13 protein-coding genes are annotated in these 13986 nt (G+C 67.1%); 8 read left to right on the top strand and 5 right to left on the bottom strand.

From position 1 onward, the window contains the following. The first annotated feature begins 13 nt into the window (after positions 1-13). The 3 genes from HDA44_RS21735 to HDA44_RS21745 are packed head-to-tail and all read left to right on the top strand — an operon-like array spanning position 14 to position 1811. On the top strand, positions 14-646 hold the full coding sequence (locus HDA44_RS21735) for a hypothetical protein (protein WP_184837235.1): 633 nt from the start codon (positions 14-16) through the stop codon (positions 644-646). Beyond that, the gene (locus tag HDA44_RS21740) at positions 643-1209 is read left to right on the top strand and encodes a hypothetical protein (protein ID WP_184837237.1); all 567 of its coding nucleotides are present in this window, start codon (positions 643-645) and stop codon (positions 1207-1209) included. The genes HDA44_RS21735 and HDA44_RS21740 overlap by 4 nt, the downstream gene beginning before the upstream one ends. Further along, the gene (locus HDA44_RS21745; protein WP_184837239.1) at positions 1206-1811 is read left to right on the top strand and encodes a hypothetical protein; all 606 of its coding nucleotides are present in this window, start codon (positions 1206-1208) and stop codon (positions 1809-1811) included. The genes HDA44_RS21740 and HDA44_RS21745 overlap by 4 nt, the downstream gene beginning before the upstream one ends. Here HDA44_RS21745 and HDA44_RS21750 read toward each other — a convergent pair. Next, a complete protein-coding gene (locus tag HDA44_RS21750) occupies positions 1774-3138 on the bottom strand; it encodes a hypothetical protein (protein WP_238353222.1) in 1365 nt (454 codons plus the stop codon). The genes HDA44_RS21745 and HDA44_RS21750 overlap by 38 nt on opposite strands. A gap of 50 nt (positions 3139-3188) precedes the next feature. Then, on the bottom strand, positions 3189-3428 hold the full coding sequence (locus HDA44_RS21755; protein ID WP_184837241.1) for a MoaD/ThiS family protein: 240 nt from the start codon (positions 3426-3428) through the stop codon (positions 3189-3191). Positions 3429-3590: 162 nt separating this feature from the next. Between HDA44_RS21755 and HDA44_RS21760 the strand changes: the two genes are divergently transcribed. Continuing rightward, positions 3591-4304 carry a winged helix-turn-helix domain-containing protein gene (locus HDA44_RS21760; RefSeq protein WP_184837244.1) on the top strand — a complete coding sequence of 238 codons (714 nt, stop codon included), beginning with the start codon at positions 3591-3593 and terminating at the stop codon, positions 4302-4304. Positions 4305-4351: 47 nt separating this feature from the next. Here the strand turns inward: HDA44_RS21760 and HDA44_RS21765 are convergent, their stop codons facing one another. Both HDA44_RS21765 and HDA44_RS21770 read right to left on the bottom strand, forming a co-directional pair. After that, positions 4352-4660 (bottom strand): hypothetical protein, encoded by a 309-nt coding sequence (locus tag HDA44_RS21765; protein ID WP_184837246.1) that lies wholly within the window; start codon positions 4658-4660, stop codon positions 4352-4354. 108 nt (positions 4661-4768) lie between these two features. Next, positions 4769-6583: a bifunctional metallophosphatase/5'-nucleotidase gene (locus tag HDA44_RS21770; protein WP_337906229.1), complete on the bottom strand. Its 1815-nt coding sequence runs from the start codon at positions 6581-6583 to the stop codon at positions 4769-4771. Positions 6584-6898: 315 nt separating this feature from the next. On the opposite strand from HDA44_RS21770, the gene mshD reads away from it, so the two are divergent. The 3 genes from mshD to HDA44_RS21780 all read left to right on the top strand — a co-directional run bounded on the left by mshD (position 6899) and on the right by HDA44_RS21780 (position 10122). Next, entirely contained in the window at positions 6899-7819 is a 921-nt protein-coding gene (mshD, locus tag HDA44_RS21775; protein WP_184837250.1) for a mycothiol synthase, read from the top strand. Positions 7820-8764: 945 nt separating this feature from the next. Next, positions 8765-9247 (top strand): DUF6318 family protein, encoded by a 483-nt coding sequence (locus tag HDA44_RS38965; RefSeq protein ID WP_420488541.1) that lies wholly within the window; start codon positions 8765-8767, stop codon positions 9245-9247. A gap of 116 nt (positions 9248-9363) precedes the next feature. After that, positions 9364-10122 (top strand): PKD domain-containing protein, encoded by a 759-nt coding sequence (locus HDA44_RS21780; RefSeq protein WP_184837252.1) that lies wholly within the window; start codon positions 9364-9366, stop codon positions 10120-10122. A gap of 304 nt (positions 10123-10426) precedes the next feature. On the opposite strand, the gene HDA44_RS21785 is transcribed toward HDA44_RS21780, so the two are convergent. Next, positions 10427-11716, bottom strand: a complete 1290-nt coding sequence (locus tag HDA44_RS21785; protein WP_337906230.1) for an alpha/beta hydrolase — start codon at positions 11714-11716, stop codon at positions 10427-10429. Positions 11717-11893: 177 nt separating this feature from the next. On the opposite strand from HDA44_RS21785, the gene HDA44_RS21790 reads away from it, so the two are divergent. Beyond that, complete coding sequence (locus HDA44_RS21790) at positions 11894-13981, top strand: RNA degradosome polyphosphate kinase (RefSeq protein WP_319038535.1); 2088 nt, start codon at positions 11894-11896, stop codon at positions 13979-13981. The last annotated feature ends 5 nt before the right edge of the window (positions 13982-13986 follow it).

Genomic DNA, 13986 nt, shown 5'->3' on the forward strand with positions numbered 1-13986 from the left:
TTACGCTGCGGGCGTGCAGGAAACGGGGACCGGGGGGTCTGAGCAGGAGGAGCCGGAAGAGCTCCCGGAGCTCAAGGATCTGAAGGTACGGGGCCGAACGCTCCGTACCTGGGTCATCGGCGCGGTCGTACTGCTCCTCGCCGTCTCCGCGGTCTTCGGCGGACTGAAGAAGGCCGGCGAGGAAACCCCACAGGTGGCAGCCGGTGACGCGATCGACGCGGGCCGGTTCGACGTCACCGTCCAGCGCGTCGTCGCCGTGAAGGACCTGAAGCCGCTGTTCACCCCCGACCAGGGCGGTGCGCTGATCGCGGTCGTGACGAAGCTCAAGGTCACCGACGCCACCGGTACGACCCCACCGCTCGATCTGATCCGCCTCGTCGGCGTACCCGGCGTCGACGAGACCGCACGGCCTCTCGGCACCACCAACCTCCGCGACCAGACGATGAACCCGGTCCTCACCCCGGACGCGGCCGAGGACGTCGCGTACGTCTGGAAGCTGCCCAAGGCAACCGATCTGCCGACCGAGGTCCACCTGACCGTGCAGGGTTACAGCTTCGGGGAGTCGATCCTCGACCACCACGACAAGTGGTCGCAGGACAAGCTCGCCGCCGAGAGCACGGTCCCGGTGAAGGACAACGTCAAGTGACCGGCCGCAGACTGCTGAACGTCGGCCTCACCCTGGCCGTCCTGGTCGCGATCGTCGGCCTGTACCGGCTGACGCCGACGCAGAAGGACATCCAGCAGCCCACTCCGGTCCGCGGCATCGTCGGCCGCGCCGTACAGACACCGCGCTTCGACCTGACCGTCGACAGCATCCGGATCGGCAAGCAGCTCCGGATTCCGCACTCGACGCCGGATCGGGACACGCTGACCGATTTCGTCGTCGTCGACGCCTCCGTCACCGCCAACCGTGAGCCGCTGCACATCGCCGACGTCCGGATCCGGTCCGCCGACGGCGTCACGTACCTCGGCTCCAACCGCAACGGTCTCGACCAGGTCGACCTGACCGGTACCGAGTTCGCGCCGGACATCCCGGTCCGCGGCTCGTTCGTGGTCGAGATGCCCGCCGACAAGGTGCCGGGGGCAACGTTGCTGGTGATGGAGAAGCCGATCCTGAACGACCTGGAACCACAGGTGACCGTTCCGCTCGGCTCCGACGCCCCACCGGTACAGGACGTGGTGGCACTGACTGCTGCGAGTGACACGTGACCGGCGCGCGCCGCGCCCGCCGCGGCTGGTTCCAGCGAAACCGCGTCGCATTCGGCGTACTGGTGCTGGCGATCCCCCTGGCCGGCTGGTGGACCACCCGGAGCGACTACACCTCCTGGTACGACGCTGAGCCCCGTGACGCCGTGACGGTGTCATCCGGTGGTACTGCGTACAACGGCGCCACCTGGTACGCCACCAGCGTCGAGGAGAACCCACAGCCCAGTGAGAGTGGTCAACAGGACGCACTGCCACAAGGAACTACGCGCATCCGCGTGTACTACCGGCTGCAGGTAGACAAGCTGTCCGCACTGGATGGACTGGGCGGTTGCCAGCTGCACCTACGTGCACCGGACGGCAGGGTGTGGGATGAGACGCAGGTCGCGGATGCCTTCCAGGACCGTCCGACCGGCTGCACAGGTGGTTCCGATGACAAGCCGGCCAGCTGGCGTGGGGCGGCCGGGCAGTACTACTTGAAGCCCGTGGCCGGTAAGCCGTTCGAAACAGTGGCGATCTTCGTCGTACCGACATCCGTGGCCGGCAGCGTGCAACCGACGATCACGTGGGCTACGACGCTCCCTCAGTATTTGGCATTCCCGAGGTAGCCGCAGTCAGGTCCGTGACGCCCTGGTCACCTGCTGGTTGGCTGTGTACCGCACGCGTCCTGGGACTCAGGTAGCCGGCCAGTCCGCCGATCATCCGGTCGTACGCGGCCGCCAGCAGGCTGACTTGCAGCATGATCTTCAGTCCGTCGGTGACCAGGTTCAACGGCTCGTCAATAACCAGCCAGAACTGCAATGTGTGCGGTCCGAGCACCCAGAGCTTCAGAACGATCCAGACTGCACTGGCGGCGAACGTGACAACCGCCCAGGCCAGGAAGTACCCCAGCATCGGTCGCAGGCCGGACCGAACGACCAGCCGGAACGCATCCATCACCGGAGTCCAGCGGTCCTTCCAGTCGGCCACCACAGAGTTACCCGCGACCCGTACGATCCGTGGCGTCTGCTGCCACCGGTTGGTGAACCGGTCGAACCGCCAGCGTGGTTTCTCCAGCTTCTGCAGGGCTCTGCCGTAGATGACCGCGGTCATCGTGATCCACATCAGCGGAAGTACAGCCGCACTCCACAGGTCGCCGATGCCCGCCGCAATGAACCCAGTGACCGCATCCCACACCTCACGTACCTGGTTGACGCCGAGGACGTGGTCCAGCACCCAGTTGTACCCGTCGTGCAGCCACTGCCAGGCCACACGTTCCTTCAGCCAGGTCATCGGTGGCGGAATCACGGACGACGCCTGGTACGCGACCACGAAGATCCAGAGCGCCTCCAGGTACGTGATGAACAGCTTCCGTACCGGGCCTTCCTTCTCCTTCTTCCACTTCTTGAACACGAAGCGGAGCAGGTACGCGGTGACACCCAAACCGAGGAACAGCCACGCGGACAGCGACTGCAGTCCTTCCGACTGCTGTGGAACAGTCCCGCCACTCAGTACGGTCGCGGCGGTCTCATTCGCCTGGTGTGCGGCGAGTCGGTACTCGTAATCGAGTGCCTCGTTCTGCAGGAACTTGTAGGCCGCGTAGAACGCCAGGAACGGCAGCATCGCCGCAGCGATCGCGTCCAGCGGCTTGTGCTCGTTACCTGGCTCGACACCGTCCGGTGCGAGTACGCCCTCGGACACGGCCCGCCGGTGGAACGGCAGCTCACCGCGCAACACCAGGAACATGCCGACGTACATAGCGAGCGACACAACGACGAGCAGCGCCAGTACCGCGATACCGGCTGCCTCCGCCTTGGCTCCTGCTTGTACCGCTACCCACTGCAAACCCCGGTGCACCAGTTGTGCGACCAGGAAGACCGCGAGGAGGCGTGGCCAGGCCTTCCCGAACAGAACCCCCGCGCGCCCCACTGTCGTGAGCAGCGTCCCCGACTCCATCGCCACGCGAGGAATCTACCTCTCCGGAGGTATCACCCGGGTCGGTGAAGTCAGCCGCCGGCGAACGGCGGCAGCGCGTCCACCAATGCGCCCTGCGTGAGCGGTGTGCTCGACTCGGCCCGCTCCCCATCCATCAGGAAGGTGCAGATCGACAGCACCCGCGCCAGCTCCGGACGGTCGACCGAAACAGTCGTCACCAGGTCACCGATCGACCTGGCCTCGGCGGTCGCCGACGACTCCCCGGCCGCCGAACGCGCGGCAGCGAAGTACCTGATGGTCACTTCCGGCATCTGGTCCGCGCCTCACTCATCGGTTACGTCATCCGCTATTATGTCAGCTTGCTGTTACTACCCAGTGTGTCCCAGACCCCCGGCAACGACGCCGTCGGGGCCTGACGTGCACGAGGACCGGGTCACATCGCCAAGATCCGATGATCAGCACCGGGAGACGGCGTGAGCACGTTACTTCTGCTGACGAATGCTTTGCAGGCCTCCACCGAGGTGCTGCCCTCGCTCGCCCTGCTCCCGCACCAGATCCGGATTCTGCCACCTGAGATCTCCGCGCTCGTCGACGCGCCCGAGGCGGACGCGGTCCTGCTGGACGCCCGCCGCGACCTGGTCGCCGTCCGCGCCGCGTCCCGGCTGATCCGCACCACCGGCATCGACGTACCGCTGATCCTGGTCGTGACCGAGGGCGGCCTGACCGCGGTGAACGCGGACTGGGGCGCCGACGACGTCATGCTCGACACCGCCGGCCCGGCCGAGATCGAGGCCCGGCTGCGGCTGGTGATCGGACGGCTCGCCGCGACCCGCGACGTCGAGCCCGAGTCGACGCTGATTCGCAGCGGTGACGTGGTGATCGACGAGGCTTCGTACACCGCCAAACTGAACGGGCGCGCGCTGGACCTGACGTACAAGGAATTCGAGCTGTTCAAGTTCCTCGCGCAGCACCCCGGGCGGGTCTTCACCCGTGAACAGTTGCTCCAGGAAGTGTGGGGGTACGACTACTTCGGCGGTACGCGGACGGTCGACGTGCACGTACGCCGCCTGCGCGCGAAGCTCGGCCCGGAGCACGAATCGCTGATCGGTACGGTCCGCAACGTCGGCTACCGGTTCGTCGTACCGCCCGCGCCGAGCACCCGGGAGCCGGCCGAAGCCAAGTCCTGAGGCGCTTGCCCCAGGAATCCCGCGCCCCAGAAATCCAGGAATCCTGCTCAGAAGAAGAACTTGAGCAGGGTGAACGCGAGCCCGGCGCCGGCCAGCAGCGCGGCCTTCCAGGAGCCGAGCCCCTGCCGGAACCCGGTCACGAACGTGCCGATCGTGACCGGAACCAGCATCACCAGCAGCGTCACCCCGGCCGCGTGTACGCCGACATGCGACTGCGCCGTCAGGATCCACCCGACGACGAACGCGAACGCCAGTCCGAGCCAGCTCGTGATCCGGATCGATCCGTCATCGCTGCGATGTCCGCGGTGCGACGCGCGCGCGGGGCGTCGATGCGAAGTCGGAGCAACGTGGGCCATCGCTCACCTTCCGTAAATACTTGAGTACGCAAGGTACCAGCATCCCCGTCCGGAGCGAAAACCCTCCGGGACGCCGGGCGGACGGCCCGCCCAGCGCCCCGGGAGCGGCTACGAACCGATCGAGATCCGGTCGGTGGCGACCGGCGTGTACGGGTCGTGCGCGGTCAGGTAACTCGCGAACGCGTCGATGTCGAGACCGCCGAACACCTTGTTCGTGGCGGTGGTGAAGGCCGGGAAACCGTCACCGCCGTCGGACAGGAAGTTGTTCGTGACGATCCGGTACGACGTACCGTCCACCAGCGGCTGGCCGCCGATCTTGATCGAACCGGCCACGATCTTCGAGCCGGCCGCGGCCGCCGGGTTCCAGGTGTAGGTGATACCCGCGACCTGCAGCACCTTGAACTTCGCCGCCTCCGGACCGTTCACGCCGGAGAACTGCTGCTCCAGCAGGGCCTTCAGCTGCGTACCGGTCATGTCCATCGAGACCAGGAAGTTGTTGAACGGCTGCACCGTGAACGCCTTGCCGAAGGTGACCTCACCGTTGTTCGACGCGAGGTCGGCGCGGATACCGCCCGGGTTCATGAACGCGACCACCGGCTTCTTCCCGCCGGACACCACGGACGGATCGGCCAGCTGCGCGTCCGCGATCAGGTTACCCAGCGGCGATTCCAGCGAGTCATCGTTGGTACGCACAACGGACGGCGTGGTGAGATGACCGATCACCTTGCTCTCGATCGGCGCGACCAGCTTCTTGTACTTGTCGATCAACTTCGTCGTCTGCCGGTCCGGCACCACGTCCTGGGTGACGATCTGGTTGTTCGCCAGCGTGTTCACCCGGTCGACGTCACCGGTGGCGTTGTCGATGCTCAGCCGTACCTCGGTGATCAGGCGGCCGAACGACGACGCGCTGGTGATCAGCCGCGGCTTGCCCGCCTTGTCCGGCAGCGAGCAGTTGTACGCCTGGTGGGTGTGACCCGAGACGATCGCGTCGATCTCCGGGTCCAGGCCGGCGTTGATGTCCACGATCGGGCCGGAGATCCCGGGGCAGCTGTTGTACGCCTTCGGGTCGGCCGGGAAACCACCCTCGTGCAGCAGCACGACGATCGACTTCACGCCCTGCTTCTTGAGCTCCGGGACCAGCGCGTTCGCGGTCTCGACCTCGTCCTTGAAGCTGAGGCCCTTGACGCCGGCCGCGGTGACGATGTTCGGCGTGTTCTCCAGCGTCATGCCGATGAAGCCGACCTTCTTGCCGTCCTTGAAGGTCTTGATCGTGTACGGCGCGAACAGCGTCTTGTGGGTGCTCTCGAGGAACACGTTCGCGGACAGGTACTTGTACTTCGCGCCCTTGAACGGGTGCTTCGGGTCCGGGCAGGAGTTCTGGTTGTTCTGCCCGTCGCCGTCCGGCAGGCAGCCGCCGGTCTGCATCCGGAGCAGTTCCTTCCAGCCCTCGTCGAACTCGTGGTTGCCCACCGACGCAGCCTCGAGGCCCATTCCGCTCAGCGCCTCCACCGTCGGCTCGTCGTGGAACGCGGCCGACAGCAGCGGCGACGCGCCGATCAGGTCACCGGCAGCGACCGTGACCGAGTCCTGGCCCTTCGCCTTCGCCTCGGCGCGCAACTGCTTCAGGTGTGTCGCCAGGTAGGCCGCGCCGCCGGCCGGGATGTCGTTGATCTTGCCGCCTGAACCGGTGGCCGGCTCCAGGTTGCCGTGGAAGTCGTTGATCGCCAGCAGCTGGATCTGGGTGTGCGTCGGCTTCGGCTTCTTCGACTGGTCCGCCTGGGCCTGGGCCGCCTGGCCTGTCTGCTCTGCCTGTGCTTGAGCTGCCTGGGCTGCCTGGGTCGCGGCTGCTTGCTGGGTCTGCAGCGCCTGCTGGGCCTGCTGGGTCGCAGCGGCCGTCCCCGGCGCGGCTCCTGCCTGGCTCACGGATCCCCCCGTGGCCAAGGCGAGCGCCACGGCGGATCCGGCAGCGAGCAGTCCGACCACTCGCCGACCCCCCAGCCGCGCTCCGTCTCGTCCTGTCAGAGCCATGTCTTCTCCGTCGTCCTCTCGGCACCGCGGTAGCGGTGGCCTCTCGGCACCGCCGTCAGGGTCGCCTGTCGGCCCTGCGGTCGCGGTGGCCTCTCGGCGCCGCGGTGGCGGTGGCGCGGAATCATCCGCGGTTCCGGGCAAGGTACCGGCGGCGACGCGACCTTGCCAGGACCTGAGCATGAACTCGACCGGACCTTTTACGGTATTCGAGTGACTCTCGAAGCCGTACCCTCACCGTTGCCCCCGGCCACCGCCGCCGCCGTCACGGAGCTCGCTCACGCCGCCGCTCAGAGCGACGGCGTCCACCCGCTCTCCGAACGCACCCTGCTGCACCTGGACGGCGAGCACCCCGACGACGTCCACGTCCTCGCGTACGTCGGCGACCCTGGCACCATCGAGGTCTCCGGCCTGCAGAGCGCCCGCAACCTGGCCGGGTACGCAGCACTCGCCGCCGACGGCTCAGCCGAACTGTTCGTCGCGCCCACCTACCGCCGCCAAGGATTCGGTACGGCGCTGTTGCGCATGCTCCTGGACCACGGCGGCGCCCGTACCCGGGTGTGGGCCCACGGCCGCCTGCCCGGCTCCGACGAACTCGCCCAGCACCTCGGCCTCGAAGTGACGCGCGAGCTGTACTTCCTCCGCCGCACCCGCGCCGACCTACCAGATCCCGTCTGGCCGGACGGCATCACCGTACGCACCTTCGTACCCGGTCAGGACGACGCCGCCTGGCTAGAACTCAACGCCCAGGCCTTCGCCGACCACCCCGAACAAGGCAGCTGGACCGCCAAGGACCTCGCCGAACGCCGCCAGCAACCATGGTTCGACCCCGAAGGCTTCTTCCTCGCCGTCGACCCCACCGGCACCCTCGCCGGCTTCCACTGGACCAAAGTCGAAGACGGCGTCGGCGAGGTCTACGTAGTAGGTGTCTCCCCCACACACCAAGGCATGGGCCTCGGCAAAGCCCTAACCCTCCAGGGCCTCCACCACCTACAAACCACCCGCGCCCTCAACACCATCGTCCTCTACGTAGACGGCACCAACACCCCCGCCCGCACCCTGTACACCCACTTGGGCTTCCAAACCGCCACCCTGGACGTCCAATACGCCCCCACCACCCAACCTCCGACATAACCCACCTACACCCGCCCCCTGCACAGCCACCCTCCACCCAACCCGACCCAGCCACCCCTCCGCCGACTAGGCCCAGCCACCGCTCCACCCGAGCACCTCGCCGCTCAGCTCGGCACAGGCACTCCCGGTTAGCTCCACGCGAGCACCCCTCGGGGTCTCGGCCTGAACACGCCCCCGCGAACCGGATGTGACAACGCCCGACCCAACCCCGGCACGACCACACCCAACCCAAGTTGGAGTGACCTTGCCCCGCCGAGCCCAGTCCGGGCACGCCCTTCGGCGGCTTGGCGCATCCGCGGTCACCGGGGCGATCGGCCGTGCGGTCAGCAGTACGAGCGAATGCGCAGGTCCGCGCCTCCACCTGTGAACGACATCACAGCGAATCCACCCCCTCACCCCGCGTCATAACTCCCCACCCCACCCGTCCCACCACCAACCAGGAGCCGCCCGAGCCTCTAACCCCCCAGCCGGACGGCTCCTGGTCCCATCACCTCGCACAGCGACTCGCGCCGCGCCCACACCGACACCTGGTTCATTCCCCAGCGGCACCCCTCCCCGCCCCCAAGCACCCGCCGATGTCCTCGATGTCGGCGACGATCGCCTCGAGCTCCCCCAACCGCTCCGATCACCCAGCCCACCAAGCCGCAGCACTCAACCACCGCCCCGCACCACTCGACCACCGCCCCCGCACCACTCGACCGCCGACCGACCCCGGGGTTATCCACAGCCTGCACCTTTTGGCATCGACCCACCCCACCCTCCCGATACGATCAAATCGACTACGGAGGGCAGACACCCGTGACATTCCGCAACATCCCCACCCAGGCCCTACTACTAGCCTGCCTAACCACCACCCTCCTAACCGCCTGCACCCCCAACCCCAAAGCCGGCCACCCCAACCCAGCCCCGCCACCGTCCACGTCGGCGAGCACGTCGCGAACGCCTGTGTCGCCAACCGGTTCTGCCACACCAGGCAGCCCCGGGTCAGGCACACCAGGCACCGCTCCACAGCGACCGAAGACAGCGACAGGTCTGAGCCTGTCGGCTGGCGAAGCATTCGTCAGGTACTACGTCAGCCTTCTGAACTACGCCTCCACCACTGGCGACAGCGAGCCGATGATGTCGGCGGCAACAGGTGAATGCAGCCAGTGCAAGCTGTACGCGGACTATGTGTCGAAGGTCAACGCCGCAAATGGGGGTCTGACCGGGGACTACTTCGAGCGCGTGAATGACGTTCCGGATCTCTTCCGCGGAGAAGGTGGGCTCCTGGGTGGACACGCAACCGTGACAATTGGCGCGTATACGTCGAAGGACTCCCCATCCGCGAAGCCTGTGACGAGCATGGTGCGGAAGTACAAGCGCGAGTTCACGCTGTCTCCCCAACAGGGGTCCTGGGTCATGTCCGCCATGCGATTGGTACCGCAGTGAGATCGCATCCGCGCTCGGCCGGTCTGATGCTGGCAACGGCCGCAGGCCTGATAGCCAGCACGTGCGCTCCAGCGAGCGCACAGGATCATGCACCTGCCACCAAGCCTTCATCGCCGGTGGTGATCGTCAACCCGATCCGTGAAGGCATCCAAGCGAGCTCGAAAGGCATCATCAGACGTCACGGAACAAAACCTTCAGATACGTCGCAGGCCAGCGGCGGCAAGCGCCAGCGTGACAACAAGCAGGTGCGGGACAATCGGCCACAGACGGTTGAAGACGACCTCAAGCTGAATATTGGTATTTGTGGGCGTGTGCTGGCTGATGGGACTGTGCCTGGGCCTAATCGGTGTCAGCCGGTGGTGCCGGGGGAGACTCGGGGGGCGGTGCGTTCGTTGCCGCCGGGGGTGGTTCGGGTTCGGGCTCGGGATGTTACTTGGGAGCAGGTGCTTGCGGAGACCAAGAGTGTGGTTTTTCCGGGGCTTACCGTGAAAGTGCAGCCGAAGGATCGTACGTTGGTGAATTTTGAGAACAACGTTTACACCGACGACAGCAAGGTGTCGGATACGACCGTCACTTTGCTGGGGTTTCCGGTGGAAGTTCAGGCCACGCCGATCAGTTATACCTGGCGCTTTGGCGACGGGACGCCCGCGCTCACCACCAGTACGCCGGGCAAGGCGTCCCCCGGAAAAGAGATCATCCACAAGTACCTGAAGCGCGGCAATGTCAGACTGACGGTCACGACCAATTACGCCGCGCGCTACAACGTCGCCGGGACCGGCTGGCAGTACGTACCCGGCACCGTACCGATCACGGGCCCAGCCACCCCGCTCGCCATCCACGAGGCAATCCCTGTGCTCGTCGACCCCGAACGCTGATCGGTCGACACCAGCGCCTGGTTCTGCTGGGTGTCGGCAGTCAGCACGGGACGCAGGCGGAGTACGTAGCCACGGTCGACGCCGCGTACGGGCTGCTGAGCTGGGACGACGTCCCGGTCATGCGCTCAGGGAACGGACAGGTGCTGGGTCAGGATCGCTGACTACGGCGACTGCCTCGTCGCGCCAGCGAGGTGCGGCTCAGTGCGGCGTTCTGTTCGGCGGGGGAGGTTTCCGCACGCGTTGCGCGGAGGTCGGCTTCCTTGTTGTGGGAGGCGCGGTTGGCTATACCAGGTGCGGTGAGGGGCTATTGGAGGGTGGTGCGGAGGTGGTTGGTCAGGTGTTGGTGGGCTTCTTGGGTGGTGCCGGGGACCGTGCGGAGGTTGGCGTGGCCGTGCGGGAGGGTGGGGTGGAGGACGTGGGTGATGGCGTTGCCGGCTGCTTTGAGGGCCTCGGCGTACTCGTTGCCTTCGTCGCGGAGGGGGTCGAAGCCGGCGGTGGTGAGGTACGTCGGGGGGAGGCCGGTCAGGTCCCCGGCGCGGAGCGGGGAGACGATCGGGTCGGGGCGGAGGGCGGGGTCGGGGGTGTAGTGGTCGCGGTACCAGATGATGTCAGCCTCGGTGAGGATGAAGCCGTCGGAGAAGAGGTCCCGGCTGGGGCGGCGGGCGACCAGGTCGAGGGACGGGTAGATGAGGACCTGGAGCGCGGGCAGCGGGAGGTCGCGGCGTACGCACTGCTGGGCGACGACCGCGGCCAGGTTGCCGCCGGAGCTGTCGCCGCCTACTGCGACGAGTGAGGGGTCGGCGCCGAGGTCCTCGGCGTGGTCGACGGCCCAGGTGAAGGCGGCGATCGCGTCCTCGGCGGCTGTCGGGGCGGGCGCCTCGGGGGCGCGGCGGTAGTCGACGGCGAGGACGCGGATGCCGGAGTCGGCGGCGATCGCACGGCAGAGCGTGTCGTGGGTGTCGAGATCCCCGACCACCCACCCGCCCCCATGGAAGAACACCAACAACCCCCGAGAACCACCCGGCCTCCGCGAACCACCAGAACCCCGCGAACCACCAGATGCCGGCGACGCCGGCGACGCCGGCGAACCGCCCGAAGCCGCTGCAGCGCCGGTGGCGCCCGGAGCGCCGGACGGGCCCGAAGTCCCCGCGGCATCCGAAGTCCTCAGAGCGCCGGTGGCGCCCGGAGTGTCGGACGGGCCCGAAGTCCCCGCGGCATCCGAAGTCCTCGGAGCACCGGGTGCGCGGGAAGTGTTGAAGGGGATGTAGAGGCGGGCGCCTAGTTGGCCGGCGGCGCCGCGGACTGTCAGGTCGGTTACTCGTTGTAGTTCGGGTGGGGTGCCGGGGATGAGTTTGCACAGGTTGCGGAAGTGCGTGCGGGCGCTGGCGGCGTCCTTTTTGGTTGTGTGTGGCAACAAGTTTTCCAGCCGGAGCATGAGCTGGATCTCGGGGTCGAGGGTGTTCCCGTCGATCTGGATCGGCCGGCCGGCCAGCCGGCGGCGGACCGCGGTGGGCAGGGCGTACAGCGGGGTCAGCGCGTTGGCCTGGACGGCCGTGAGCGTGTCGCGGAGTACCGAGTCCAGTCGTGGGTTCACAAGGAGTGACGCTAGCAACGATGGCCGCGGTAGTGGTCCGGAGGCAACGAAAACGTCACATCGGCCAACGCGCGGACGGCTACCCTATGTTCATCAAAGGGTGCGATCCTGGTCAGCGTGGCTGGAGACTTGCTGGCATCCCACAACCGGGAGTACGACGTCGAGCCGCCGTACGACATCAGTGCGGCCGGCGATCTTCCCCCGGACCGGTTCTCGGACCGGGAGCTGAGCTGGCTGACGTTCAACCAGCGGGTGCTGGAGCTGGCGGAGAACGACCGCATCCCGCTGCTGGAGCGGGCCAAGTTCCTGGCCATTTTCGCGAGCAACCTGGACGAGTTCTACATGGTCCGCGTCGCCGGGCTGAAGCGGCGGATCGCGGCCGGTGTCGCGGTGAAGGCAGCCAGCGGCCTGCTGCCCCGTGAGGTGCTGGACCGCAGCCTGGCGAAGAGCCGGGAGCTGATGGACCGGCACGCGGAGACCTGGCGGAAGTCGGTTCAGCCGGCGCTGACCGAGCAGGGCATCGACATCCTGCGCTGGGACGAGTTGGAGCACAGCGAGCGCGAGGACATGACCCGGTTCTTCCGGGACCGGGTGTTCCCGGTGCTGACCCCGCTGGCGGTCGACCCGTCACACCCGTTCCCGTACATCTCCGGCCTGAGCCTGAACCTGGCTGTCGTGGTCCGTAATCCCAGCTCGGGCGGTGAGCATTTCGCCCGGGTCAAGGTGCCGCCGCTGCTGCCGCGGTTCGTGAACGTCGCGGAGGGCCGGTTCGTACCGCTGGAAGATGTCATCGCCACTCATCTGGGCCAGCTGTTCCCGGGGATGGAGGTCATTCAGCACCACACCTTCCGGGTGACCCGCAATGAGGACCTCGAGGTCGAGGAGGACGACGCGGAGAACCTGCTGGCAGCTCTGGAGAAGGAGCTGCTGCGCCGCCGGTTCGGTCCGCCGGTACGGCTCGAGGTCGAGGAGTCGATCGACCCGCAGGTGAAGGCGCTGTTGCTGTCCGAGCTGGGTGTCACCCAGGCAGAGGTGTTCGAGCTCCCCGGGCCGCTGGACCTGCGTGGTCTGTTCACCATCGCCAGCCTGGACCGGGCCGAGCTGAAGTACCCGGCGTTCGTACCGTCCACACACCCGCATCTGGCGGAGGTGGAGACTGCCAACCCGGCGGACATGTTCCACGCGCTCAAGCAGCGTGACGTACTGGTCCATCACCCGTATGACTCGTTCTCGACCAGCGTCCAGCGCTTCATCGAGCAAGCAGCCGCCGACCCGCACGTGCTGGCGATCAAGCAGACGCTCTACCGGACCAGCGGTGACTCCCCCATCGTCGACGCACTGATCGATGCGGCTGAAGCCGGCAAGCAGGTGCTGGTACTGGTGGAGATCCAGGCCCGCTTCGACGAGCAGGCGAACATCAAGTGGGCCCGTCAGCTGGAGCATGCCGGCTGCCACGTCGTGTACGGCGTGATCGGTCTGAAGACGCACTGCAAGCTGTCAATGGTCGTGCGGGACGAGCCAGACGGTCTGCGCCGCTATGCGCACATCGGCACTGGTAACTACCACCCGAAGACCGCCCGGCTGTACGAGGACCTCGGACTGCTCACCAGCGACAAGGTGGTGACGGAGGACGTCGCACTGCTCTTCAACCACCTGTCCGGCTTCGGCCGCAGCGCCGGCTACCGCCGCATCCTGGTTGCACCCCAGTCGGTGCGGCGTGGTCTGCTGGACCGGATCGACCGCGAGATCCAGCACCACCACGCGGGCCGTCCGGCGCGGATCCGGATCAAGGTGAACAGTCTGGTCGACGAGGCGCTGTGCGATGCGCTGTACCGGGCGTCACAGGCCGGCGTACCCGTCGACCTGTGGATACGCGGCATCTGCACGCTCCGGCCGGGTATACCGGGTCTGTCGGAGAACATCCAGGTACGCAGCATCTTGGGGCGCTTCCTGGAGCACAGCCGGGTGTTCTTGTTCGCGAACGGTGGTGAGCCGGAGGTGTGGATCGGGTCCGCCGACCTGATGCACCGGAACCTGGACCGCCGGGTCGAGGTGCTGGTGCAGCTGAAGGAGCCGGACCATGTCACCGAGCTGAGCGACATGTTCGACCTGGCGATGGACGACAGCACCGGTTCGTGGTGGTTGCAGGCTGACGACTCCTGGCAGCCCAGACTGAGCGGACCGGACGGTGAGCCGCTCCGTGACCTGCAGGAACGCCTGATCCGTTCCCGTGGCCGCCGCCGGGCGATAGACCCCATCAGCTAGCTACG

This window comes from Kribbella solani (assembly GCF_014205295.1).
GTDB lineage: Bacteria > Actinomycetota > Actinomycetes > Propionibacteriales > Kribbellaceae > Kribbella > Kribbella solani.